Annotated in this window: 23 protein-coding genes; 22 read left to right on the top strand and 1 reads right to left on the bottom strand. The window is 43.2% G+C overall.

The window, feature by feature from the left end; translation table 11 throughout:
- Entirely contained in the window at nucleotides 1-1,260 is a 1,260-nt protein-coding gene (locus tag HRU80_08725; GenBank protein QOJ28958.1) for an MFS transporter, read from the bottom strand.
- A gap of 125 nt (nucleotides 1,261-1,385) precedes the next feature.
- Between HRU80_08725 and HRU80_08730 the strand changes: the two genes are divergently transcribed.
- From HRU80_08730 to HRU80_08835, 22 genes are all read left to right on the top strand, one after another.
- Nucleotides 1,386-3,236 (top strand): chorismate-binding protein, encoded by a 1,851-nt coding sequence (locus tag HRU80_08730; GenBank protein QOJ28959.1) that lies wholly within the window; start codon nucleotides 1,386-1,388, stop codon nucleotides 3,234-3,236.
- Nucleotides 3,237-3,285: 49 nt separating this feature from the next.
- Nucleotides 3,286-4,329, top strand: coding sequence for a type 2 isopentenyl-diphosphate Delta-isomerase (gene fni, locus HRU80_08735; GenBank protein ID QOJ28960.1), 1,044 nt, complete (start codon nucleotides 3,286-3,288; stop codon nucleotides 4,327-4,329).
- 9 nt (nucleotides 4,330-4,338) lie between these two features.
- Nucleotides 4,339-5,316 carry a polyprenyl synthetase family protein gene (locus HRU80_08740; GenBank protein QOJ28961.1) on the top strand — a complete coding sequence of 326 codons (978 nt, stop codon included), beginning with the start codon at nucleotides 4,339-4,341 and terminating at the stop codon, nucleotides 5,314-5,316.
- A gap of 1 nt (nucleotide 5,317) precedes the next feature.
- Entirely contained in the window at nucleotides 5,318-5,584 is a 267-nt protein-coding gene (locus HRU80_08745) for an HPr family phosphocarrier protein (GenBank protein QOJ28962.1), read from the top strand.
- Nucleotides 5,581-7,347, top strand: coding sequence for a phosphoenolpyruvate--protein phosphotransferase (gene ptsP, locus HRU80_08750; GenBank protein ID QOJ28963.1), 1,767 nt, complete (start codon nucleotides 5,581-5,583; stop codon nucleotides 7,345-7,347). Before HRU80_08745 ends, ptsP begins: the two co-directional genes overlap by 4 nt.
- Before the next feature lie 4 nt (nucleotides 7,348-7,351).
- Nucleotides 7,352-8,389, top strand: coding sequence for a bifunctional phosphoglucose/phosphomannose isomerase (locus tag HRU80_08755; GenBank protein ID QOJ28964.1), 1,038 nt, complete (start codon nucleotides 7,352-7,354; stop codon nucleotides 8,387-8,389).
- A gap of 79 nt (nucleotides 8,390-8,468) precedes the next feature.
- Entirely contained in the window at nucleotides 8,469-11,270 is a 2,802-nt protein-coding gene (locus HRU80_08760) for a hypothetical protein (GenBank protein ID QOJ28965.1), read from the top strand.
- Between the two features lie 140 nt (nucleotides 11,271-11,410).
- Entirely contained in the window at nucleotides 11,411-12,406 is a 996-nt protein-coding gene (locus tag HRU80_08765; GenBank protein ID QOJ28966.1) for a hypothetical protein, read from the top strand.
- Nucleotides 12,407-13,018, top strand: a complete 612-nt coding sequence (locus HRU80_08770) for a hypothetical protein (protein ID QOJ28967.1) — start codon at nucleotides 12,407-12,409, stop codon at nucleotides 13,016-13,018. It abuts the gene before it with no gap.
- Complete coding sequence (gene msrB, locus HRU80_08775) at nucleotides 13,018-13,557, top strand: peptide-methionine (R)-S-oxide reductase MsrB (protein ID QOJ30502.1); 540 nt, start codon at nucleotides 13,018-13,020, stop codon at nucleotides 13,555-13,557. The genes HRU80_08770 and msrB overlap by 1 nt, the downstream gene beginning before the upstream one ends.
- A complete protein-coding gene (locus HRU80_08780; protein QOJ28968.1) occupies nucleotides 13,554-14,726 on the top strand; it encodes a hypothetical protein in 1,173 nt (390 codons plus the stop codon). The genes msrB and HRU80_08780 overlap by 4 nt, the downstream gene beginning before the upstream one ends.
- Complete coding sequence (locus HRU80_08785; GenBank protein ID QOJ28969.1) at nucleotides 14,713-15,372, top strand: corrinoid protein; 660 nt, start codon at nucleotides 14,713-14,715, stop codon at nucleotides 15,370-15,372. The genes HRU80_08780 and HRU80_08785 overlap by 14 nt, the downstream gene beginning before the upstream one ends.
- Nucleotides 15,369-16,253, top strand: a complete 885-nt coding sequence (locus HRU80_08790) for a homocysteine S-methyltransferase family protein (GenBank protein ID QOJ28970.1) — start codon at nucleotides 15,369-15,371, stop codon at nucleotides 16,251-16,253. The genes HRU80_08785 and HRU80_08790 overlap by 4 nt, the downstream gene beginning before the upstream one ends.
- Nucleotides 16,254-16,284: 31 nt before the next feature.
- On the top strand, nucleotides 16,285-17,094 hold the full coding sequence (trxA, locus tag HRU80_08795; protein QOJ28971.1) for a thioredoxin: 810 nt from the start codon (nucleotides 16,285-16,287) through the stop codon (nucleotides 17,092-17,094).
- A 214-nt stretch (nucleotides 17,095-17,308) separates the two neighbouring features.
- Nucleotides 17,309-19,738 carry a heavy metal translocating P-type ATPase metal-binding domain-containing protein gene (locus HRU80_08800; GenBank protein QOJ28972.1) on the top strand — a complete coding sequence of 810 codons (2,430 nt, stop codon included), beginning with the start codon at nucleotides 17,309-17,311 and terminating at the stop codon, nucleotides 19,736-19,738.
- The gene (ccoS, locus tag HRU80_08805; protein ID QOJ28973.1) at nucleotides 19,735-19,923 is read left to right on the top strand and encodes a cbb3-type cytochrome oxidase assembly protein CcoS; all 189 of its coding nucleotides are present in this window, start codon (nucleotides 19,735-19,737) and stop codon (nucleotides 19,921-19,923) included. The genes HRU80_08800 and ccoS overlap by 4 nt, the downstream gene beginning before the upstream one ends.
- Complete coding sequence (ccoN, locus tag HRU80_08810; GenBank protein ID QOJ28974.1) at nucleotides 19,913-22,039, top strand: cytochrome-c oxidase, cbb3-type subunit I; 2,127 nt, start codon at nucleotides 19,913-19,915, stop codon at nucleotides 22,037-22,039. Before ccoS ends, ccoN begins: the two co-directional genes overlap by 11 nt.
- Nucleotides 22,040-22,045: 6 nt before the next feature.
- Nucleotides 22,046-22,207 (top strand): CcoQ/FixQ family Cbb3-type cytochrome c oxidase assembly chaperone, encoded by a 162-nt coding sequence (locus HRU80_08815; protein ID QOJ28975.1) that lies wholly within the window; start codon nucleotides 22,046-22,048, stop codon nucleotides 22,205-22,207.
- Between the two features lie 12 nt (nucleotides 22,208-22,219).
- Nucleotides 22,220-23,050: a c-type cytochrome gene (locus tag HRU80_08820; GenBank protein QOJ28976.1), complete on the top strand. Its 831-nt coding sequence runs from the start codon at nucleotides 22,220-22,222 to the stop codon at nucleotides 23,048-23,050.
- 17 nt (nucleotides 23,051-23,067) lie between these two features.
- Nucleotides 23,068-24,489, top strand: a complete 1,422-nt coding sequence (gene ccoG / locus HRU80_08825) for a cytochrome c oxidase accessory protein CcoG (protein QOJ28977.1) — start codon at nucleotides 23,068-23,070, stop codon at nucleotides 24,487-24,489.
- Nucleotides 24,486-24,935 carry a FixH family protein gene (locus HRU80_08830; GenBank protein QOJ28978.1) on the top strand — a complete coding sequence of 150 codons (450 nt, stop codon included), beginning with the start codon at nucleotides 24,486-24,488 and terminating at the stop codon, nucleotides 24,933-24,935. The genes ccoG and HRU80_08830 overlap by 4 nt, the downstream gene beginning before the upstream one ends.
- The gene (locus HRU80_08835; protein ID QOJ28979.1) at nucleotides 24,922-25,644 is read left to right on the top strand and encodes a sulfite exporter TauE/SafE family protein; all 723 of its coding nucleotides are present in this window, start codon (nucleotides 24,922-24,924) and stop codon (nucleotides 25,642-25,644) included. Before HRU80_08830 ends, HRU80_08835 begins: the two co-directional genes overlap by 14 nt.
- The last annotated feature ends 20 nt before the right edge of the window (nucleotides 25,645-25,664 follow it).

The following is a 25,664-nucleotide window of genomic DNA, read 5'->3' on the forward strand; positions in this document are numbered from 1 at the left end:
TTAATCTTTATCTTCAACGTTAAGGGTTAAGAGTGCGGCAATCATCATAGAAGCCCCGCCAAGGATGAGCGCGTAAATTGATTCTCCCCCGAAGAAATTTTTAACAAAGAATCCCAGAATTCCTGCTGCCACGATCTGGGGTATAACAATAAAGAAATTAAAAATACCCATATATACTCCTGTCTTTTCAGGCGGGAGTGAACCGGCGAGAATCGCGTAAGGCATCGCGAGGATGGAAGCCCAAGCAAGACCAATACCCATTTCAGAGATGAGAAGCATATTGGGGTCTTTTATAAAATAAAACGAAACCAGGGCAAGTCCGCCAGTCACCAGGCTAATTGCATGAACAGTCTTCCGGTTTGTTTTAGCTGCAATAACGGGAAGAAGGAAGGCAAAGAGTGCGGCGAATAAATTGTAGGCTGAGAAGAGAATCCCGACCCAGTCACCGGCATCATTATATTCCTTGGATGAGGTATCGGTTGCTCCGTAAATGTGATTCGCTACCGCGTTTGTGGTGTATATCCACATCGCAAAAAGCGCGAACCAGGAAAAGAACTGAACCACTGCAAGCTGTTTCATGGTGCGGGGCATGGCAAGCAGAGAATTAAAAATATCAGCAGCCCCCTTCAGAAACCCTTTTGTCTCTTCCTTTTCTTTAAGAAATTTTTCCATATCCTCCGGCGGATATTCTTTTGTCTTAATGACAGTCCAGATTATTGCTGTTATGAAGGCGAATGCTCCTACATAAAAGGAATATTTCACTGAAGGGGGAATCATTCCTTTCTCTGCAGTGTTGGGTATACCAAAGAAGTTCGTAAAAATATAAGGAAGAGCGGAAGCAACAACGGCACCGGTTCCGATAAAGAAGGATTGAACAGCGAATCCTGAAGTTCGTTGATCTGATGGAAGCAAGTCAGCAACCAGTGCGCGGAAGGGTTCCATGGAGATATTTATGGAAGCATCCATCATCCAGAGCATTCCGGCTGCAACCCAGAGAGCCGGGGAGTGTGGCATGGCAATGAGGGCAATAGAAGAAAGAATTGCTCCGGCAAGGAAAAACGGTCTGCGTCTTCCCAATCTGCTCCAGGTTCGGTCTGAAAGATATCCGACTATCGGCTGAACCAGAAGACCTGTTGTGGGTGCAGCAATCCAAAGGATCGGCAGTTCATCAATTGAAGCCCCCAGGGTTTCGAAAATCCGGCTTACATTGGCATTTTGCAGAGCGAACCCAAACTGAATTCCCAGGAACCCGAAGCTCATGTTCCAAATCTGCCAGAATTGAAGACGTGGTTTATGCATTATTGCTTTCCAGTATATTGCACTATGAAATTATAAACTTGACGGGCTGAAAATAAAAAGAAATATCGTAATTACTTAACAGGATTATGGATAAACGGACGGAAATAAGCTCTTTGCTGAATCGGGTACTCCGCGGCAGGGGGAATGCACTCTTTCTGACACCTCCGGGCTATCAGGAAGGGAAAAGCCTGCTTTTAAGCTCACCCGTTTATGTGAAAGCAGTTAGAGGGCTAAAAGACATTCGGGAAATTGAGAGGCGAAGAACTGAAAATCCAGAGAATTTTGGGGCACTTTTACTTGATTATGAGTTTGGCTTCCGGCTTGAAGAGAAGATTTCCCGATTATCCTTCACGGATTCAGACATCACCGGGGTTTATTATGAATATCAGCCTGAAAAGTCTGAAGTAATTGACCCCGCAACCATAACGCTTTATCCAAAAAAACGGAAGCAGTACAGAGTTTTCAATCAGGTACTGTCTGATTCGCCTGATTCCTACGGGGAAAAGGTAGAGCGGCTGAAAGAATATATCGCAAGGGGAGATACCTATCAGATCAATCTGACTACTGAAGCATATTTTACTCTTGATGGAGATCTGACTGCTTTTATTATTGACCTGTTGAAGAAACAGTCAGCACAATATATAACTATTATAAATACTGGTGCGCATCTCACTATTTCAGTTTCCCCGGAACTATTCTTCAGGGTGAGAGGGGATAAAATCCTTACTGCCCCGATGAAAGGTACCATTAAGCGGGGCAAAAATCTTCAGGAGGATGAAATAAGGAAGGAACAGCTAGGAAACAGCGCCAAAGACAGGGCTGAGAATCTCATGATTGTGGATCTGCTCCGGAATGATTTGGGGAAAATCTGTGAATTTGGTTCCGTGAATGCTGACAGGCTGTTTGAAATTGAAACCTATGAAACCGTCCATCAGATGGTTTCTTATATCTCAGGAAAACTTCGTGCGGGAACCGGTTTAAGTGATATCATAACGGCCCTTTTTCCCTGCGGCTCAATTACCGGTGCTCCCAAGTTCCGGTCAATGGAAATTATTAATGAACTTGAGCGAAGGAAAAGGGGCTTATATACAGGGAGTATTTTCTTTTTCACGCCAGAAGAAACAACAGCAAATGTGGCTATAAGAACCGCGGAGCTTTTTGCCGATTCTGATACTCCTAAAAGATACCGGGGAGTGCTCCCTCTTGGCAGCGGAGTAGTCTGGGATAGTACTCCGGATGGGGAGTATGCTGAAATCCTGAAAAAGGGGGAATTCCTGACCCGCAGGCATAATGATTTCAGATTATTTGAAACATGTTACTTTGACGGGGAGAAAATACCTTTGCTTGATTTACATCTAAACAGGCTGAAGGGGTCCGCTAAATTTCATCTTTTCTTGTTTGATGAAGCGGCAATAAAAGAAGCTTTGAGAGAGAATTTCACTCCCGGACAGGAATTAATTATGAAACTGCTTCTAGGAAAATGGGGGGAACTGGAGGTTCAGACAAGACCATATGAGAAGATATACCGGCATTTAAGAGTATTGCTTTCAGATAACGGAGTGAATTCAGAAAGTCAGGAATTCTACTTCAAAACCACTCTGAGGGATTTTTATGACGAGGAGTTTTCCTGTGCCCTTCATGCCGGATATGATGAGGTACTATTCCTTAATGAACATGGCAGGATAACAGAAGGAAGCTGGACTAACTTTTTTTATGAGCTCGGGGGGCAGCTTTACACCCCCGAAGTTTCTGAAGGGCTGCTTGATGGCGTGCTTCGGCAGAAACTTCTGGCTGAAGGAACACTCAGGGAAAGAAATATTTCACCTGAGGATCTGGCACAATGTGCCAGGGTCTTTATGGGTAATTCCGTAAGGGGGCTGATGCCTGTAGCAGAGGTTAGAAGTGGAAAAAATCGGCTTTTTTATAATAAAAACTGAATTTTTACGCTATTTTTTTTATCTTTCAGGATAAATTAATTTATAAGGTATGGCAAAGGATCTGGCTAAGAGAAAGCGGGAGCACCTCAAATTATGTCTGACGGATAAGGTGGCTTTCAGAAAAAAAACCTCAGGTTTTGAGGCGTATGATTTTGTTCATCACGCAGCCACCTCTGTCTCCCTGGACAAAATTAACCTCCAGTCCGGTTTCTTTGGCTTTAATTCCTCACTCCCTTTTATTATTTCTTGCATGACGGGAGGGACAGATGAAACAAATAATATTAACAGGAAACTGGCAGTAGCAGCCGCAAAACTTTCAATTCCTCTTGGTCTCGGAAGTATGCGATATGCTCTCCACTCTGATGAGCATGATCATATCCTGCATGAAATAAGATCACTCGCGCCGTCAGTACCGCTGATCGGCAATATTGGAATCGCACAGATTACAAAAAGAGAAGGATTTGAAAAACTTCTCCGGCTGGTACATGATATCAGGATGGATGCAATTGCCGTCCACTTTAACCCTTTGCAGGAGCTGTTTCAGCAACATGGTGAACCGGAATCTGCCAGATTAGACGGTTCTTTTGAGGAGTTTGTCAGGTATATAAAGATCCCTGTGATCGCAAAGGAAGTCGGCTCCGGTATAACTGCTAAACCGGCAAAAGAATTACTGATGGCAGGTGTCGCCGGTATTGATACTGCAGGCGCAGGGGGAACCAGCTGGTCCGGGGTTGAGTTTCTCAGAAGCAGGCAGGATGATGAGGAGACTGATTTTTTCTGGGACTGGGGTATCCCGACTTCTTACTGTATTAAAACATTAAAGAAGCTGAAAAAGAAAAAAAATTTTCTGCTTATAGGGTCAGGCGGTGTGAATGATGCAATGACCGCGGCAAAAGCCCTTGCGCTTGGTGCAGATTTTGCCGCAAGTGCAAGATCAGTGCTCATCGCGCTTGAAAAAGGAGGACCTGACGGTGTTGTCGCGATGTTTGAGAAGTGGGGAGATATATTGAAAAAAACCATGTATCTGACCGGTTCTCACACTCTGCGGGATTTCCGGAACAGAACGCTTATTCGTTACGAAAAATATTACTGAGACTAGTTAATGGACTTTGACCATAAATATGACAGCTACCGGAATAAGGTAGAAAAAGAAATCAAAAAAGTATTCAGGAAACGTCAACCTGCTTCCCTCTATCTGCCAGCTGATTATATTCTCTCCAGTCCGGGCAAAAGGCTCCGTCCAGTACTTGTTCTTGCTTCAGCGGATGCTGCCGGGGGTGAAACCGGTAAGTGCCTGAATGCAGCTCTCTCAGTCGAAATGCTCCATAACTTTACTCTGGTGCATGATGATATAATGGATAACGCGGATACCCGCCGGGGGCTTCCGACACTTCACATAAAGTATGATATCAGTACCGCTATACTTGCCGGTGACAGTCTGCTTGCCATTGCTTACGAATATCTTCTGAAGGATGCAGGAGTAAAGGGGGGAAAAGCAGTCTCATCATTCACGACAGGACTTATAGAAGTTTGTGAAGGGCAGAGTCTGGATAAAGAATTTGAAGTACGCCAGACAGTTAAGGTGAGTGAGTATATAACCATGATCACCAAAAAGACTGCGGCAATGATTCAGATGTGCTGCGAACTGGGGGCTATTCTCTCTGGTGCGGGTAATTCATATATACAAAAGATGTCTGAGTTCGGAAAAAATCTCGGAATCGCCTTCCAGATTCAGGATGACCTGCTCGATCTGACCGGAGATTCAGGCAGTACAGGTAAAAAATGCGGAGGAGATCTGATTGAAGGGAAAAAGACCTTTCTTTTTCTCACTGCACTGAAGAATGCTGAAGGTGCAGACAAAAAAGATCTGGAGCGTTTTATTAAAAATAAGGGAATTAAAGAATCAGAGATTGACCACTTCCGCGATATATTTGAACGTACCGGCGCTATTGCTAAATCCAAAAAAGAAATTATCCGCTACTCCAATAAAGCACTGGAAACGCTCAGCGTTATTAAGAACAGTGAAAAAAGAAAGTTCTTTTATGATCTCACATTCTCTCTGATCAGGAGGGAAAAATAGCATGATTGAGAAGCAGGTTCAGATAATTAATCCAGCCGGACTTCATACCCGGCCCTCAGCAACCATAGTAAAAATTGCTTCGAAATATAAAGCCGACTTCTTTATGAGTATTGACGGGATACGGGTAAACGGAAAGAGTATAATCGGTGTTATGACACTCTCTTCACCCATGGGAACCAAGGTTGATCTTGAATTCATCGGCGAGGATGAGGATAAACTTGCTGATGAAATGTGCAATTATTTTGAAAGGGGATTTGACGAATTATGAAAGGGCTTAAGGAATTAGTAAGCAAAGCGGATAATCTGCTTTCAGGTCTTGCAGCAGCCCCCGGACTGGTTATTGCTCATGCTCATGTTTATCGCCGTGAGACACTGCGGGTAGCTGACGATCCTATACAGGATGTTAATGAGGCGCTGGTAAGTTTTGATGAAGCGCTGGCACGTGCCAAGAAAGAGATTGGAAAAATATTTTCTCTCGCTAAAGAAAGCATTGATGAAAAAAGGGCTGGGATATTTGAAGCCCAGATGATGATTCTTGAGGATGATCATTTCCTCAGAAAAATAAAAGGGCGTATTAGATCAGAAATGCGTGTGCCTGAATATATCATCTTTGATGAGTTTAATAAATATAAAGAGATGTTCCTTAACGCCCGGGATCCGAATATAAGAGAACGGGCGGAAGATATTGAGGATATAAAATCACGAATTATCCGCAGTTTACAGAATAAACGATTACAGTCCCGGATTGCCCAGGGCTCGGTTATTATTGCTGAGATTCTTACTCCCGCAGATACGCTGCTTTTTGCAAAAGCCGGAGTGCAGGGTTTTATTACCGACAGGGGCGGTCTTGCTTCACATACTGCAATAATTGCCCGCTCGCTTAATATACCTGCAGTTGTCGGAACACATCATGCCAGGGATCTGATTAAACAGGATGATCTGATCATCATTGACGGTTTTCACGGACTGATTTTCATCAATCCCAATGATGAACAACTCCGCTATTTTACCGCAAAGCTTGAGCATCTGAATGAGATAAATAAAGAGCTTGAATCAATTCGTAATCTCCCTTCTGCAACGGAGGATGGCAAAGTCATCCACCTGTATGCCAACGTTGATGTTTCTGGTGAAATTGAATCGGTCATCTCTAACGGGGCAAAAGGAATAGGACTTTACCGTACCGAGCAGATTATTGAAGAGATGGGTGAGTTTCCAGATGAGGAAGAACAGCAGCGCATATATGAAAATCTTTCTCACCGTGTCTATCCTGGTGAAGTTACTATTCGTGCATTTGATATCGGCGGCGATAAAGTAAGTATTTTTGACGGGCATGAGGCAAATCCGTTTCTTGGTCTGAGGGGCATTCGCTTTCTGCTACAAAATCAGCCGCTCTTTAAATCACAGCTTCGTGCCATACTCCGTGCGAGTACTAACCGGAATATCCGTTTCCTTCTTCCTATGGTTTCAACACTTGAAGAGGTACGTGATACAAAAGTACTCCTAGAAGAATGCCGGACAGAACTGCGTGCTGAGGGTGTGCTGTATGATGAGAATATGAAACTGGGGATTATGATTGAGGTACCTTCAGCCGCGTTTATGATACGTGATCTTGCGAAAGAAGTTGATTTCTTCAGCATCGGGACCAATGATCTGATTCAGTATATGATGGCTGTTGACAGAGGCAATGACCTTGTAGCTAATCTCTATAAAGAGTTTCATCCGTCAGTTCTGAGAGTACTTAACCGTATTATCAAGGAAGCCATTGAGAATAAAGTGGAGATCAGCATCTGCGGTGAGATGGCTGCCGATACTCTTGCCGTTCCTGTGCTTATAGGTATGGGACTCAGAAATCTCAGTGTTTCAGCAAAAGCAATTCCTTATATTAAGAGAACAGTGCGGGCAGCAAACCTCGCGAAATGTGAAGCTCTGACGGAAAAGATCCTGAAATACCCGACTGATGCTGAGATTGTCAGCGAAATTGAAGAATTTTTTAATGTTAATTCCATAAACCGTACAAGAAACATCCTTTGATATTATGAAAGTTAAAGAATTAGTAAAAAGTTTTGATCCAGAAAATCTTTTTGACGTGTTGGTAAAAACCTTCACACAGGCGGAATACAGCAGCGCTGTTAAAATTAAAGGCAGTCTGCCCGACTCCGCCGGCATAAACAACGTCATCATAACAGGATTAGGCGGAAGTGCGATTGCAGGTGATCTCTTCAAAAATATTTTTTCAAAGGAATTGCAGGTACCTGTCTCTGTTAACCGTAATTATCATCTCCCTGCATATGCCGGAAAGCAGACACTGCTCATTGCATCCTCATACTCAGGATCCACTGAAGAAACTCTCTCTGCGTTTGAAGATGCGGTTTCAAGAGGGTGCACTGTTATTTGTATATCAACGGGCGGGGAACTTGTCCGCCGTGCTGAAAGCAGATCAATACCGGTTTTTGAACTAAAGAAAGGATTCCAGCCCAGGTTTTCACTTGGTTTGAGCTTTTTTGCATTGGTTTCAATTTTTTCGCAAATGAAACTCATCGCAGACAAGTCACAGTTTACTGCTGAAACAATCAGGTTGTGGAAAGAAATGGGAGATGAGTTATCTTCTGATAGTAACCGGGCGCTTACCATGGCGGTAAGTCTCCTGGGCACAGTACCGATGATCTATGGTGTCTCAGATTTTACTGACGCGATTGCTATAAGAATAAAATCTCAGTTTAATGAGAATTCAAAGATTCACAGTTTCAGTAATGCTTTCCCGGAACTGAATCATAATGAAATCATCGGTTGGGAAACTCATCAGTCAGGCGGAGTAAATGCATCTGTTATTATTCTGAACGATCCCGATTATCATCCGCAGGTGCATAAAAGGATCGCAATTACCGCTGATCTGATTCGGGGTGCCGGTGCTGAAGTATTTTTTGCGGAGGGGCATCAGAAATCGTATCCGCTGAGGATGATGGAACTGGTCTATTTCCTGGACTGGGTAACATATTACTTCGCATTGCTCAGAGGCAAGGATCCGGGTGAAATTGATTATATTCATCTGCTTAAGAAAAAACTCTCTGAGTAACACTCCTTACACTTTCGTTTTATTGAATTTTTATTGACCAAAACAGGTTAGTCATTATTTATTTCTGATTATTGATTTATTGAATACCAGAATATTACTCATTTGTTTAATTCTCTTCTCAGCAGGGGAATTGTCTGCACAGTTTTATTTCTTTGGCAGAAATAAGGTGCAGTATGAGAATTTTGACTGGAAGGTTCTTAAAACCGAGCATTTTGATATCTATTACTACAGTGATATGGACGAAATCGCTCAGATTGGCGCTGCTTTTGCAGAAGATGCCTATAAGTATCTGAGGACTGAGTTTAATCATGTAATCTTCAGGCGTACTCCGCTCATCTTTTATAATACCCATGTCCACTTTCAGCAGACCAATACCACACCCGGTTTTATTCCTGAGGGAGTTGGTGGATTCTTTGAGTTTATAAAAGGAAGAGTTGTAATACCTTATTCGGGCTCATTGGAGAGGTTCCGGCATGTAATATATCATGAACTTGTTCATGTATTTATGACCACGAGAATTATGAGGATCGCCAATGATTACAAACTAAATACTGAACGCTTTCCTCCCCTCTGGTTTGTAGAAGGACTGGCTGAATTTTATTCCACAACCTGGGATGCAAGGGGAGAGATGGTTCTCAGAGACGCAGTACTGAATGATTACCTGCCCGGTATGGAGGATATCTATACGATCAACGGAACATTCCTGATGTATAAAACCGGTCAGGCGTTCTTGGGATTTATTGATAAATTTTACGGGCGTGAAAAGATTCTTCTGCTCTTGAATAATATCTGGATGTTTGACAGTTTTAAGGATATGCTTGAATACACTCTTGGGAAACCTTTACCTGATATTGACAGAGAGTGGAAGTCGTATCTCAAAAAAATTTATTATCCGTTATATGAAAATTATTCGAATATCAGCGATAAATCCGTTATTATTAATAAAACTGGTTTCAGTTTCTCACCTGTAGTTAAGAAGACTGAGAAAAGCACTCAGGTGTATTTTACCGCTAATCTGGACGGATACTCCTCTTTATATCTGACAGAAAAGAAGGCGGGCGAGAAAAGTTATACAAACCCCCGGTTAATTCTTCAGGGTGAAAGATCTCCGGAAATTGAGGCTTTTCATCTGTTTGATAATGCTCCCGGAATTTCTCAGACCGGAATAATAGCAATTTCAGTGAAGTATGGAGCTGCTGACGCTATTCATCTTTATTCGACTGAAGAAGGAGCTATTGTTAAAACGATTTCGGATGAGTCATTGGTGAGCATCTCATCTCCCTCCTTTAACAACCGTGGAAATAAAATAGTCTTTAGTGCAATTGACAAAAAAGGTTTTTCTGATCTGTATATTTATGAACTGCTGACAGAAAAACTTTTACGGCTGACCAATGACTATTACGAAGAGAGGACACCCGTTTTTAGCAAAAATGATGATGAAGTTATCTTTGCCTCAGACAGAACCACCGGACCGAACAAAGGCTATATAAATCTGTTCCGGATTTCACTCAGCCGCCTTGATATAAATTATATTACCGATCTTCCGATGAATATTGAGGCCCCTCGTCTTGTTCCCGGAAAGAACGGGCTCATCGCCCGTGCTGATCCGGATTCCGTTGACAATTTCTTTTTTATTGATTTAGGATCGAAGAATCTCCAGACTCTTTACCGGGTCACATCTTTTATTTCTCCGGTTTTTGATCACTGGCTGATAAATGATACAACTATGGTTTTCAGCGGATTTGAGAACTCTGGATTCCGGTTGTATGAGAAAAATTTTTCGATACCTGATACACCGTTTGTGCAGAAACTGCTGAATACCGATTATCCCGCATGGACGGCAAAGACATACAGCACGGAAATATCACGCCAGGAGATTTATTACGAGAATGAATATACGCTGGACTATGCCCAAAGCCAGATATCTACCGACCCTGTATATGGAACCAGCGGAGGAGCTGTTCTTTCTCTGAGTGATTTATTCAGTAATGATAATTATTTCTTTCTGATCTATAATACCGCTCAGGTTCAGGATGATTTTCTGAAGTCTTTTAATATTGCCCTTACCCGCTTGAATCTTTCTGACCGCACAAACTACAGCTATGGAATTTTTCATTTTAGCGGAAGAAGATATGATCTGAGGGATACGGATGAATTCTTTTATGAGAGAAGTTTCGGCGGTTCACTCGCGTTTTATTATCCGCTTTCCAAATTTGCCCGTATTGAAGCAAATGTCACCATTGCCAACAGTGATAAACAGGTAATTACCGGAGTAGTTGAAAGAAAGGCATTACTTCACAGTAATTCTGTATCCTATGTATTTGACAACTCCTTATGGATGCCGTCAGGACCGGTTGACGGAACACGGCTGCGTTTCCTTTTGGGATATACCACTGATGTCAAATACAGCAATGTAAATTATTATACCATCATTGCTGATATGCGCTATTATTATCGCCTCACTCTGCGCTCTGCTCTTGCCTTCCGCGGTTCCCTGTATTTTAATGATGGTAAAGAAGCAAGACGCTATTTCATGGGGGGGAGCTGGGATCTTCGCGGCTGGCCACGGTGGGCAATCAGAGGTGAAAAGATGTGGATTCAGTCAACAGAATTGCGCTTTCCTCTTTTTGATCAAATACGGGTGACAACTCCGATAGCAGATCTTGGCTTTTTCGGAATAAGAGGCGCATTATTCTGGGATTCAGGCGGTGCCTGGGATAAAACATACGAAACCAGTATCGGAAGCCTGGGGGGCGGTATCCGTTTTAATCTGTTTAACGTGATTATCCTCCGGTATGACGTAGGTAAAAAAATTGAAAAAAATTATACCAAGCTGCAAAAAGGTCTTTTCTATCAGTTTTTCTTCGGGTTTGACTTTTGAGAAAAGTTATTATTATCCTGGTGTCCCTGCTTGTGGCCGGGTGCAGCGGCTCATATATCAGAGTTGAAGTCAAGTCCGATCAATATTATATACCATATTTTTCCGGAAATCCGGAGAGAAATCACTTCATTAATGTTTCAATGAAAGATACACTCGTGTTTGCCTGGCAAAACGAGATGTATGGCAGTTTCGGATTTAATACTGCTGTAGGATATGACAGTATCATATTTATTAATGACCTCTCGGGTAAGGTTTTTGCTTATAATGTATTTAGCGGAAAAAGAACGGGACAGGTCAAATACCGCGGTACCGTTGCTGTAAGTCCTCTTATTCACAAAAACCATATAATTTTTCCGGTCTCGGAATACAATCAGGAAGGGACGACGATTTATTCATACGACTTTACCAGAGGCATTGAACGCTTTAAGTATAGTTTCACCGGAAAAATTCAGAGTGAAGGATTAGTTGCAGGGGATAGTTATTTCTTTGTTGCGGAAAATGGAATAATTATCCTTTTGGATCAGAATGGAAATCTTCTGGATACGGAAGAGTCTGAGCTTTATACTCATTCAGTGCCGGTGATGGCTGATAAGCAGATTTACTGGGGTACAGACAGGGGAGCAGTTCTCAGATATAATCATGAATCGAAGAGTTTAAGCGGCAGATTGAAACTATCAGATTTTCCTCTTGGTCACGGCGTTGTATCAAATGGCATCTACTATCTGCTGGACAATCAGGGGGTGATGTATGCTGTATCGCTTAAAGATTTTAAACTTCAATGGAAACTTGATATTGGGCGAAAATCGTTAGCAGCCCCGGTGCATGACGGATCAGCACTATGGATTACAGCACAGGACGGTTCAGTTTTGAAGATCAATCCTGAGAAACGCTCCGTTACAGCAGCCGGGCAGTATAACGAGTATTTTAATACTGCACCTTTGGTGCTTTCCAATGTATTGATTTTTGCCGCACATAGCGGTAATTTACTGGTAGTTGATAAAGAGACTCTTGCAGTGAAACAGAAAATTGAAATGAATTCCCGCATGAAACTTATCCCGATTCTATTTAAGGGATTTCTGATTACCGGCTATGACAGCGGGATAATTTCCGTATATAAAATTACTACGGAACCGTAAATGAAGAGAATTCAAATTCTGTTTTTCATTACTTTGATGTACGGAGGATTCTTCGGCAACATCCACGCCTTTGAATGTAACGACTTTTCAGAGGCCGATAGCGTACAAGGCAGTACACTTTGGATATCTCCGGTTTCAGAAGCTATAAAACTGCCTGATGGAAATCGGGACAGTATGCTCATCACGATCAGCACTTTACCTTCTGACGCGGAAGTACTGTTTGATTCACTCATAGTCGGCAGGACTCCGGCTAAGGTTCCGTATCTCTCCAAACTCACCCTGAGAAAAAAAGGATTTGCAGAACGTGAGATCTCTCCGGCGATGACAGATTCCGTTCAATATTTTGAACTTATCCGCTTATCTCCTGCTAATAAAGAGTCATTCTTCCAGACGAATACGTTTACCTTAGTTAGTGCCGCAATTATTGTGCTGGGCGGGACTGCAGCATATTTAAAGATCCAGGCGGATGGACATTTTGAAGAGTATCAGCGTTCCGGTAATGATGACTTCCTTTTAAAAACGAGAAGGTATGATCTTTACAGCGGGCTTGCCTTCGGAGTAATGCAGATTAATTTTGGATATCTTGTATATAAGTTTCTGGTGAATCCATGATGAAACGGGCGGCACTGTTGCTTTTTATTATCCAGACAGCTCTTTTACCCGGATGCGGTGAAAAGAGTTCTTTACCGCATGACGGCAGCGGATATTTTACTACGAATGATTCTACAAATAAAAAATCAGAGAAACATATGTTTAAAGTGCAGAAAACTGATGAAGAATGGAAGAATGAATTAACGGAGATGCAGTACTATGTTCTCAGACAAAAGGGAACAGAGCGTGCATTCACCGGAGAATATGAACATACCAAGGATAAAGGTACATACGCATGTGCAGGATGCGGAGAGGAGTTATTCTCATCAGATATGAAATATGACTCCGGCTGCGGATGGCCTGCTTTCTTTACGGAACTTGCAGGCAACAAAATTATACAGCAGGAAGACCGCAGTTTCGGGATGATCCGTACAGAGATTCTCTGTGCTTCATGCGGCGGACATCTCGGTCATATTTTTGATGACGGACCTCAGCCGACAGGTGTCAGATACTGCGTTAATTCAGCTTCGCTGAAATTTATCCGTCACGGGCAGAAGTGACCGGCAAAGAGCGCATAGCGCGTCATATGAATCTCGGCATCAGTGACCGGACTCCGGTTATGTGCCAGCTTTCCATTGGACATTACTTTCTTCATTCTGGTATTGATCCAGTTGACATCTGGTTCGAGTCAGAGGCATTTGCGGAAGCACTTATTAAACTTGCTGACCGTTATAACTTTGATGGAATCCTTGTTAATCTGCCGGGCAGAGGCGATACCTTTAAGAAAAATGTCAGCGAAGTTATCCGTTCGTCTGATGAGATAAAAGTTGTATGGAAGAACGGATATTACACACTTTTACCTGTGGATGATAATCCGCATTACTACACTCCTGATGGAGAAAGACAGTTTCCCGTATTTGATGAGATAGATCCTGAAAAACTCTATTATATAGAACCCTGGGATATAACGGAAGTTAAGTTTCCTTTTTACTGGGGATTTAATGAACTCCGTGAAAAACAGGATTATTTTCCCGATTATCACTTCGATACGATTCGTAGAGTAAAAGATTCGGCAGGCGGGCGCCTTTCGGTGCACTCTGAGGTTTTCTCTCCATGGTCTCAGTTCCTTGAACTTCTTAATTATGAAAACGCACTGATGGCAATCATGGATGACCCTGTTAAGGTGAAAGCAATACTTACTCACCTTACAGAAGGCACTATTGATCTGGCAACAAAACAGGCGGGTCAAGGAGCGGATGCAATTCTTATTTCTTCGGCATTTGCCGGTGCGGGACTCATTTCAAGGGATCAGTACAGTGAGTTTGTTCTGCCTTATGAAAAAGAAATCATTACTGAAGTTAAAAAGAACTGCGCGGTACCGGTATATACACATACCTGCGGCAGTATTGGGGACCGGCTTGATCTCATGCTGGAAACCGGAACAAATGGAATAGATACTCTTGATCCTCCTCCCTTGGGAACTGTTGATCTCGCGGAAGCAAAGCAGTTTCTGCTGGGGAAAGTTTTTATCAAAGGAAATATTGATCCGGTTAATACTTTGCTTTATGGCAGCAGGGATAATATTATCCGGGATGTTAAGCAGAGGATTGCAATAGGAAAAGAAGGGGGAGGATATATCCTTTCTTCAGCCTGCTCAGTTGCGCCTCACACACCTCCTGAAAACATAAAACTTCTTGCTGAACTGGCTGAGGAATATGGAATCTACTGAGAAGCAGTTGTTTGAGCAAATGTCTCAGGCAGTGATTGACGGGAAACAGGATAACACGGTAACACTTACACATCAATTGCTTGGCACAGGTACAGAACCTAAAAGAATTCTCGATGAGGGACTTATGCCGGGAATGGAAGTGGTTGGTATTCGTTTTCGTGACAATATCATTTTTGTTCCGCAGGTGCTTATTTCAGCAAGAGCAATGAAGGCGTCACTTGCAATCCTGGAACCTCTTCTTTCGAAGTCTGATATCTCTGGTTCCGGCACGGTTATAATCGGAACGGTTAAAGGGGATATACATGATATTGGCAAAAACATCGTAGCGATGATGCTCAGAAGCAGCGGATTTAAGGTAATAGATATTGGTATCGATGCAAAGGTGGAAAAATTCCTTCTGACGGCAGCTCAGGAGGGGGCTCAGATACTTGGTATGTCAGCTTTGCTGACTACAACCATGGGATATATGAAGACGGTTATTAACAAAGTCAGGGAGGACGGACTGCCGTACAAGATTATGGTTGGTGGTGCACCTATTTCCCGGCAGTTTGCTGAGCAGATTGGAGCGGATGGCTACGCCCGTAATGCTACCGAGGCAGTTGCGCTCGCGAAAAAACTGATGGAAGACTATAAAGCAGTATCATGAATTTCAGAGAACGGATTTTTTCCACAAAGGATATACTCCTCGCCGACGGTGCTATGGGAACAGAACTGCAAAAGCGCGGTCTTGAAAGCGGTGCCTGTCCTGAACTGCTTAACCTGACACATCCGGAAATTGTCCGTTCCGTTCATAGAGATTATATATCCGCGGGCTCTGATATCATTGAAACCAACACATTTGGCGCAAACCGGGCCCGTCTCAAACTTCATGACTCTGAGCACCTTGTAAGAGAGATTATCCTTGCAGCCGTTGAGAATGCCAGAAGCCAGTCAGCAAATGTCTTCATAGCAGGCTCAATGGGACCTCTCGGAGAGTTGATTGAACCGCTCGGGCTGATGTCTTCATCAGAAGCATATGATATATTCGCTGAGCAGGCAGAGGCTTTCCATGAAGCGAAAGCTGATGTCATTTTTATTGAGACCATGATGGCACCAGAGGAGATTATCATTGCGGTAAAAGCCGTTAAAGAGAATTCCGATATCCCGGTTGCCGCATTAATGACGTTTGAACATGGTCAGTCGGGGAACCGCACCATGTGGGGAACTTCAGTTGCAGAAGCAGTTGTTTTGCTAACTGATGCCGGAGCAGATATTCTTGGCTCGAATTGCGGCAGAGGATTTGATGAGATGGCAGGGGTTATTAATGAATTCAGAAAAGCATCGGATAAACCGCTCCTTGCAATGGCCAATGCCGGTATACCGGTCTGGGAAGAAGGAATATCCATCTATAAAGAGACACCGGAGATGATCTCTCCTTATGTGAGGCAGCTACTGGAGTCGGGTGTCCGGATTATAGGCGGATGCTGCGGTACTGCACCGGAGCATATCCGGGAAATGCGAAAAATTCTGAATCTTTATCAGAAATAGTCTGTCTAAAAGATAAAAAAACGGAGTTTTAATGTACGATATACAGGATTTTGAAAGGGATGTCATTCGCGCCAGTTTTGTTCAGCCGGTTCTGGCTGATTTCTGGGCGGAATGGTGCGGCCCCTGCAGAATGCTTTCACCAGTCTTAGAAAAATTAGCCGCCGAGGCAAACGGTAAATGGAAACTTGCCAAGGTGAATACTGAAGAATTTCCGGAAGTTTCAGCGCGTTTCGGGATAAGAAGCATTCCTGCGGTGAAACTGTTTTTTGAGGGAAAACAGATTGATGAATTTGTAGGGGCTTTGCCTGAAGGAAAAATACGGGAATGGCTCAACAAACATATCCCCGATGAAGAAAAGAAAATTCTTAAACAGACTGAAACCCTTATGGCTTCAGGTCAGACTGACCAGGCAAGAAATTTACTCAAATCCGCCATTGATGCCGGATCATCCAGTCCTGATCTGCTTCTGCAGTATGCCCGCACATCGTTCTTTACGGAATTTGGCGAGTATATCATGACTATGGAAAAACTCGGGCATCAGAAAGAAGGGGATGAACTCTACCAGACGCTCATTCAGTTTGAGGAGCTCAGAGCTTTCAGCAAGGACTCCGGTTCGCTGCCTGAGGATGGTGCGAAACCTATGATTTTGGAGGCAATTCAAGCACTCCTAGAGCAGAATTTCGCGGCATCGCTTGAGAAATTCATTGAAGTTATCAGGATCAACCGTTACTATAAGGACGATCTCGCCCGTAAAGCCTGTGTGGCGATATTCAAATATCTTGGCGAAGAGCACCCCACAACAACCGAATACAGACGGCCTTTCGGCAGAGCACTTTACTAAAATCAGGCCCCGGATTTCCCCGATCCGGGGCATTCTCATTACTGGGAAAACCCCCCTCAAATCTAAATATTTCCAATTTCCAGCGGCTGACTTTGCCTGATTAGTTGTTAAATCGCAATTAATTCAGCATTTAAAATCTTTCAATATGGCATATTTATTGCAGTTGACACGGCTTAAGGGTTAACCCCTCGTGTATATTTAGAAGAAAGAATTGGTGCTGGAAAAGTCAGTTTCAGAACAGGTTTCGTGTTATCATTGTGGTGAAGAATTACCCTCTGATCCGATAACCTTTGATGGAAAAAATTTTTGCTGTTTAGGCTGCCGTACGGTCTATGAAGTCCTCTCGAGCAATAATCTTGGTGAGTATTATGGAATTAACCAGACTCCGGGATTAAAGCAGACTGGGGTTCAGGATAAAGACCTGGCATTCCTTAATGATCCTTCAATAAAATCCCGTTTCATAAGATATTCTGATGAGCAAATGAGTATCGGGCAGTTTTATATTCCCGGAATGCACTGTTCTTCCTGTATCTGGCTTCTTGAGAATTTATTCAAACTTCATCCCGCAATTTTTGAGTCCACCGTGAATTTTGGTGACAAGATGCTCACGGTTAAGTTTGACCATAAACAGCTAACCCTGGCTGACCTTGTCCGCCTGTTACGGCAGATCGGTTATCAGCCCAATCTGTCTCTTTCTGATGAAAAATCAGGGGGGGATAAAGAATACAGCTATAGTCTTTATAAAAAACTCGGGGTTGCAGGTTTCAGCTTTGGAAATATCATGCTGCTCAGCTTTCCTGAATATCTTGGTTTCGGAGATTCAGACCCTCTTCTGCAGAATACCTTCAGGATACTTATTTTTATTCTTGCTCTTCCGGTGCTGCTTTATTCCTCAACCGATTACTTCCGGTCGGCCTGGGCCGCGGTTAGGGAGAGGGGAATTAACATCGATGTTCCGCTTACCCTCGGTATCATTGCTCTTTTCGGAAGAAGCACCTACGATTTATTCTGGACCTCGAGCCCCGGATATATGGATTCCTTCGCGGGGCTCCTGTTTTTCCTCCTGATCGGGAAATTATTCCAGCACAAAACTTTTGAATCACTTAATTTTGACAGAACCTATCAATCGTATTTTCCTCTCAGCGTTAGTGTGGAAGGCATTGATGAGGAAGTGACCATTCCGATTGGTAATCTGAAACCAGGGGATACTATTATCATCCATAATCAGGAAATCATACCGGCCGACGGAGTCCTGACTGAAGGAGAAGCTCTGATTGATTATAGTTTTGTTACCGGAGAATCATCACCTGTTGAAATTAAAACCGGTGAACTTATCTATGCCGGTGGAAGACAAACAGGCGGAATCATAAAACTGAGTGTGGTTCAGAAAACTTCAGAAAGCTATCTTACCCGCTTGTGGAATAATTCTTCCGATGCAAAAAAGCAGCACTCACGCTACTCAGATTTCTCAAATGTTGTATCAAAATATTTCACGATTGCAATACTCATTCTGGCTTTTGGAGCAGCGATATATCACTCAGTGACTTCCTTTGAGATGGCAATGAATGTTTTTACCGCGATTCTGATTATTGCCTGTCCTTGTGCACTCGCGCTTTCTACACCGTTCACATTCGGCAGTGCGCAGCGTATTCTGGCTAAAGCAGGATTTTATGTCCGCAATCCGATTATTATCGAAACCATGGCAAAAATTAATGCAATAGTATTTGATAAAACAGGAACTCTGACCGGACTTCAGGCATTGGAGGTCAGATATACCGGAGATGAACTGAGTACTCCGGAGAAGGAGGCTGTTGCCTCACTTTTCAGAGAATCTGTTCATCCGCTTAGCCGCCGGCTTTACCTTCATCTGAAAGATCAGATTACAAAAACTGCCGGAGTTAACAAGTTCAGTGAGATCACAGGTTACGGCATCGAAGGCTTTGTTGAGGGAAGTATTATCAAGGCAGGAAGTGCAAAATTCCTTGAACGGGAAAATCCGGCGCCATTGGCTGACAAAGTAAAAGATGTGCCAGGTAATAAGGTATATATCGCCACTGACGGAAAAGTACGGGGCTGCTTTACCGTTTCATCGGTTATCCGTGACGGGGTTAAAGATATGCTTGCCGATTCCGGTTCAGCAAATGAGGTATATCTCCTGAGCGGAGATACCGCCAGACAGGATTCAGCTCTTCTGAAACTTTTCAGCGATGAAAAGAAAACTCATTTTGGAAAAACTCCGTTTGAAAAACTTGAATTTGTTAAAAACCTCAAAGCAAAAGGGAAAACTGTATTGATGGTGGGGGACGGCCTGAATGACTCCGGCGCCGTCGGCGCCGCAGATGTGGGAGTTTCGGTATCTGATGATATATCCGGATTCACTCCTGCAGGTGACGGAATTCTTACAGGAGAAAGAGTCCGAGATACCGGAAAATTTCTCCGCTTTACTAAAGATTCGATGACCATAATAAAAATAAGCTTTACGGTAAGTGCATTATATAATGTAACCGGCCTTGCCTATGCTGTCAGCGGGGAGCTAACCCCTCTTTTTGCCGCTATTCTGATGCCTCTGAGTTCACTTACGGTTATTGTAATTACTTCACTTGGCTCACTTTTCTTTGCCAGAAAAAGAGGAATTGCGTTATGAGTGTTATTGTTCCCTTAATAATTATCAGTATCCTCGTCGCGGGAGGATTCCTCACTGCTTTTATTATATCCGTAAAACGAGGTCAGTTTTCTGACCAGAAAACACCTGCCATCAGGATGCTGCTGGATGATATTACAAATGAAAAACCTGTTGAAAAAACAAAAGGAGATATGAATGCACGTTGAGCATTTTAGCTACGACAACAAACCAGTCCGTCTCTTCGCGATAGCCACGGTTGTGTGGGGTATCGTGGGTATGATAGTCGGACTACTCATTGCCCTTCAGTTGATATTTCCGGAACTCAATTTCGGACTGGCTCAGACAACTTTTGGCAGACTCCGCCCATTGCACACGAATGCAGTTATATTTGCGTTTGTAGGTAATGCCATCTTCATGGGAGTCTATTATTCACTTCAGCGCCTGTGCAAAGCACGAATGTATAGTGATCTGCTCAGCAGTCTCCATTTCTGGGGATGGCAGCTCATTATCGTTGCTGCGGCTGTCACACTGATCTATGGCATCACCACCAGCAAAGAGTATGCTGAACTTGAGTGGCCTATAGATATCATGATTGCGGTTGTTTGGGTGATATTTGGTATCAATCTTATGGGTACCATCATAAAGAGAAGAGAACGCCACATGTATGTGGCAATCTGGTTTTATATAGCCACCGTGGTCACCGTTGCCGTCCTGCATATTGTTAATTCACTTGAAATTCCGGTAACACTCACAAAAAGCTACTCAATTTATGCAGGAGTGCAGGATGCGCTGGTTCAATGGTGGTACGGCCACAATGCAGTAGCATTCTTTCTTACCACTTCATATCTCGGCCTGATGTATTACTTCATGCCCAAAGCCGCTAACAGACCAGTCTATTCATACCGGCTTTCAATTATTCACTTCTGGTCACTGATTTTCCTGTATATATGGGCAGGTCCTCACCATCTTCTGTATTCAGCACTGCCTGACTGGGCACAGTCACTCGGCACAGTATTTTCAATCATGCTGATAGCTCCGTCCTGGGGCGGAATGATTAACGGTCTTCTTACACTCCGCGGTGCATGGGATAAAGTCCGCGAAGAACCGGTGCTGAAGTTTATGGTTGTTGCTATAACTGCTTACGGTATGGCCACTTTTGAAGGACCGATGCTTTCCTTAAAGAACTTTAACGCGCTCGCTCACTTTACTGACTGGATTATCTCCCATGTTCATGTGGGCGCACTCGGATGGAACGGATTCCTCACTTTTGGTATTCTTTATTATCTGATTCCGAAACTTTATAACACTCAGCTGTATTCTAAAAAACTGGCAAATTTCCATTTCTGGGCGGGACTTCTGGGAATAGTGTTCTATGCATCAGCTATGTACTGGTCAGGACTCACACAGTCACTTATGTGGAAGCAGTTCACTCCTGAAGGCGTTCTGCAGTATCCTAACTTCCTGGAAACTTTACTGCAAATCGTACCGATGTATTATATCCGCGCATTTGGCGGCACGCTCTTCATCGTCGGCATTGTAGTAATGGCATATAACCTTATTAAGACAGCTAAACAGGGGCAGTTCAAAGCTGAAGAACCGGTTTCCGCTCCGGCATTAGTAAAAGAAAAGACTGCCTTCTCAAAAGCTCTTGGTCACACCTGGCTGGAGGGTAAACCGATTCTGTTTACGGTGCTTTCGCTGGTTGTAATACTGATTGGCGGTATTGTTGAAATTATTCCTACGTATCTGGTAAAGACCAATATTCCCACTATCGCTTCCGTTAAGCCATATACACCGCTTGAACTTGAGGGAAGAGACCTTTATATACGCGAAGGCTGCGTTGGCTGTCACTCACAGCTGGTCCGTCCTTTTCGTTCAGAAACTGAACGCTATGGTGAATATTCTAAAGCCGGCGAATATGTGTATGATCATCCGTTCCTCTGGGGATCCAAGAGAACCGGCCCTGATCTGCACCGCGTAGGCGGAAAGTATCCGAACGTATGGCATTATAACCATATGCTTGATCCGAGAACCATGTCTCCGGGTTCGCTCATGCCTCCGTATCCATGGCTTATTGAAGATGATTTGGATTACTCGAATATCGGGAAGAAAATTTCAGCTTTACGCTCAATAGGAGTGCCTTATCCTGAGGGATTTGAGCAGAATGCTGCTGCTCTGCTTGAACAGCAGGCACAGGAGATTGCTCTTGATCTCAAAAATGCGGGAACTCCCGTTGATCCGAATAAGGAGATTGTGGCTCTCATTGCATATCTGCAGCGGCTTGGAACCGATATCAAAAAACAAAATGCAGCGTCGAGGTAAACAGCCATGATGAGCAAAGTATTATCATCCATTGACGGGATAAGCATTTATCCCGTCATTGGATTAATTATCTGTATGCTGGTATTTATCGCGGGCGTCAGTTTTGCGTGGCGCAAGAATAAATCATATATACAGCATATGTCCAATTTACCACTGGAAAAAGATTAAAGGATCAGATTTATGAAACTCTTATCTCAATTAACATTATCCCGCGTACTGCTGTTTCTCCTGTTCAGTCCGTTTACGGCACTGTTTGCGAAAGGAGATGAAGAACTTACCGGAGTATTTGAATACGGCGCAGTAATATTTTTGTTCTTCCTATTTGGCCTGCTGCTTCTTTTTATCCTTCTTCATGAAATGGAGGAAGGGAAGGATAAAAGTCTGATGGCGGTATTCTGGTCAAAGTTTTCGGCTGCAATGAATGACGGCAAGCCCATTGAAAAAGAAAATGAAATACTGCTTGAGCATGATTATGACGGTATCAAGGAATTAGATAATAATCTACCCCCCTGGTGGAAATATCTTTTTTATGTTACCATTATATTCTCCGTAATCTATATGGCGCATTATCATGTACTTGAATCCGGACCCTCAAGCGATGGCGAATATCTTGCTGAACTGAAAGCTGCTGAGCTTGAAAAAAGCAAAATAAGCACGGTCACCTATAACATAACAGCCGATAATGCAAAACTCTTGACCGATGCCGGCTCACTGGCAGCAGGAAAAGAATTGTATACTAAAAACTGTGTTGCCTGCCACGGTCAGAACGGCGAAGGTCTGGTTGGTCCAAACCTTGCGGATAACTACTTCATTCATGGAAATACGATGAAAGAAGTATATCTTGTAATCCAGAATGGTGTTACCGAAAAAGGCATGCTTTCCTGGAAGGCGCAGTTCAATCCTAAACAGATTGAAGAAGTCTCAAGTTATGTCCTGAGTCTGGTCGGAACCAATCCTCCGAATCCAAAAGCTCCTCAGGGCAATCTTATAGAGGCAGTTAGTACAAATTAATTCCTTAGTAATGCATCATGTCAAGATCAGAAGATAATAATTTAAAATCTGCCGATGTTTACCGCGACAGTATATCAACAGTAAACAAAGAGGGGAAGCGGATCTGGATTTATCCCAGGAAACCTTCCGGCTTTTTTTATAATGCGAGAACGGTTGTCAGCATTTTTCTTCTGATTATTCTTTTCGGACTCCCGTTCATCAAGGTGGACGGGCGTCCCTTGTTTCTTTTCAATATTCTTGAACGGAAATTCATCCTCTTCGGCAATCTTTTTGGAACTCACGATTTCTTTATCTTTGTCCTGATTTTTATTGCCGGTATTATTTTTATTTTTCTCTTTACGGCTGTTTATGGCAGATTATTTTGCGGATGGATTTGTCCGCAGACAATTTTCATGGAGATGGTATTCCGCAAGATTGAGTACTGGATTGAAGGAGATGCCAAAGATCAGATAGCCCTGAATGCTGCTCCGTGGACTGCACAAAAGACCGTAAAAAAAGTGAGCAAGCAGACCATCTTTTTTGGCTTATCTTTTCTGATCGGCAATCTCTTTCTTGCCTACATCATCGGTATTGATGAACTCTTCAGTATCGTTATGAGGTCTCCGGCAGAAAATCCCGGCGGTTTTACCCTTGTGATGGCGTTCACCGGCGGTTTCTATTTTGTCTTCGCCAGTTTTCGTGAGCAGGCATGTACTATAGTTTGTCCCTACGGACGGCTTCAGAGTGTACTGCTTGACCGGAATTCCATTGTGGTTGCCTATGATGACAAACGGGGTGAACCGAGGGGCAAACTGAAAAAAGATGAGGTGAGAACAGAAGGGGACTGCATAGACTGTAAACTCTGCGTTGATGTCTGCCCGACAGGTATTGATATCCGCAATGGCATCCAGCTGGAATGTGTTAACTGTACTGCATGCATTGATGCCTGTGATGATGTGATGGAGAAAGTCGGAAAACCAAAAAAGCTTATCCGTTATGATTCCCTTAACGGTATCAGTCTGGGTGAAAAGTTTAAGATTACACCAAGAATTATAACCTATACTTCATTCCTTCTGATACTGCTCGGTCTGATTGCGTATCTTATTTTCAGCCGCTCTGATGCTGCGGTGACAATTCTTCGTGCACCGGGAACCATGTATCAGGAGCAGCCGGGGGGCAAGATCAGTAATATTTATAGTCTGAATATTGTTAATAAAACCTATGATCCGATGGAGATTACTCTGACCGTGCAGGACCGTAATGCTGAAATAAAAATTCTCGGTGAGAATGTAAGGGTTGACGGGCAGAAAGTTTATGAGGGGAGATTTATGCTCATACTTGATGTGCATGATATTGAACGGGTGAGCACACCCCTGGTGATTGATGTATATAATGGTAAAGAAAAGCTTAAAGAAATTAAAACCTCATTTATGGGTATTCCGGAGTTGAAAAACAAATGAAAAAAATCAAATGGAACTGGGGAACCGGTATTTTTATTTTTATCGTCTTTTTTGTGCTGATGAATGTTGTATTCGGAATTATTGCGGTAAACACAAAAGTTGATCTGGTCAGAACCGACTATTATGAATCTGAGCTAAAATATCAGCAGGTGATTGATAAGAAAAACAATTATACATCCCTTGAGATTAAACCGGTTTTTAATGTATCCGGTAATACTGTTGCACTTATCTTTCCGGGTAATGCAAAAAAGATAACCGGCTCACTGATGCTTTACCGGCCCTCAAATGCAGGGCTTGATGTGAATTATACCTTTACTCTTGATCAGAAAGATGCTGTTTCCTATACCTATAAGGGATTAGTTAAAGGATTCTGGAAAGCAAAGATTGAATTTTCTGATGGTGTGAAAGAGTATTATACTGAGGAGGAGTTTTATGCAGGTGGATAGTCTTCTTCTGGCACTGGGATCAGGGCTGCTGCTCGGTCTTGCGGGTAGTCTGCACTGTGTCGGTATGTGCGGGCCGCTGGTGCTTGGATTTTCCGCAAAAAATACTCCCAAAGGTAAAGGAATAAGTCATAGTATATACTACAGTCTTGGCAGAACTTTTACCTATTCACTGATGGGATTACTGCTCGGCTATTTCGGAGCAGGAATCCGGCTTACAGGATATCAGGGGATAATCAGTGTTATTGTTGGTTCATTGCTGCTGATCAGCGTTATTCTGCCTGCATCGCTGAAAGCAAAAGCTACATCATTGCCCGGGGCATTTATTTATACGAAGCTGAAAAGCAGTCTGAGCGGTGTAATTCTGAAGGAGGGAAAACCCAGGCCTTTCATGTTCGGCATGCTTAACGGATTTTTGCCCTGCGGCCTTGTCTATACAGCGCTTGCCGCATCTCTGGTGCCGGATACCGTTCTTGTATCAGTGGTATTTATGTCTTCATTTGGTATTGGCACCTCACCGCTCCTCTCAGCATTCTTTTTTACCCAAAGTCTCTCAAAAGTTTTCAGCAAGGTCTCTTTTTCAAAAGCGATACCCTATATCACTGCGTTTGTTTCAATATTGATGATACTGCGCGGGCTTGATCTCGGCATTCCTATGATAAGTCCCCATATTGAGCCGGTCTCAGGCCAGAGTTCCTGCTGCCCTCATTAAAACAGCATGTTTACGATAAA

It is taken from the genome of Ignavibacteriales bacterium (genome assembly GCA_015709675.1).
GTDB lineage: Bacteria > Bacteroidota > Ignavibacteria > Ignavibacteriales > Ignavibacteriaceae > H2-BAC3.